The 287-nt window shown below is 44.9% G+C and carries 1 protein-coding gene; it reads right to left on the bottom strand.

All coding sequences use genetic code 11. From position 1 onward, the window contains the following. Positions 1 to 287, bottom strand: a 287-nt coding sequence (locus HC176_RS19175; RefSeq protein ID WP_167920557.1) for a sodium/proton-translocating pyrophosphatase, incomplete at both ends; no start/stop codon positions are given.

Here is a 287-nt window from a genome sequence, read left to right as displayed (position 1 = left end):
CCACAAGTACGATAGAGATCCAGTTACCTCTGTTAAGGGCTGACTGAACTTCAGCTTCTTTAGCCGAATTACTGCTGATCTTTACCAGTAAGGTTCCAACTATGGAGAAAATAATTCCGAAGCCGGCAATTGAAATTGGCAACAGGATAGGTCCTATTCCGCCAAAACCTTCAGAAATAATATCGCCTCCCATGTCTTTGATCACATAATTACCAAGAACCATGGCTGCAAGAACGGTAGCCACATAACTTCCAAAAAGGTCGGCCCCCATTCCCGCAACATCTCCC

The organism is Tamlana crocina (assembly GCF_012037625.1).
This window is presented reverse-complemented; position numbering and strand designations above follow the sequence as displayed.